This is a genomic window from Blastococcus sp. CCUG 61487 (assembly GCF_005222955.1).
Lineage (GTDB): Bacteria > Actinomycetota > Actinomycetes > Mycobacteriales > Geodermatophilaceae > Blastococcus.
This window is the reverse complement of the sequence record NZ_LWUA01000158.1, coordinates 1-234: the sequence shown is the minus strand read 5'-3', so window position 1 is coordinate 234 and position 234 is coordinate 1. Positions and strand designations below refer to the sequence as shown.

The window sequence follows — 234 nt, the reverse complement described above, 5'->3', positions numbered from 1 at the left end:
CCGCCTTCACCGACCTCAAGCTGAGCTTCCCGCGGTCGTGGATCACCGTCGGACTTGCCGCGATCGGCTTCCTCTTCACGCTGCTCGCCTGGTTCGACACCTTCGAGGAGGTCTTCGACTTCTCGTTCCTGGCCCTGGTGGGCCTGCTCGTCGCGGCGGCGATCCTGGTGTTCGCCGTCCTCTCGCTGCTGCCGGAGCTGCGGAACCGGCCGGCGCTCCCCGGCGCGCTGGGCG

1 protein-coding gene is annotated in these 234 nt (G+C 69.7%); it reads left to right on the top strand.

Annotated elements, in window-relative coordinates:
- Positions 1-234, top strand: a 234-nt coding sequence (locus tag A6V29_RS20815) for a hypothetical protein (RefSeq protein WP_170977797.1), incomplete at both ends; no start/stop codon positions are given.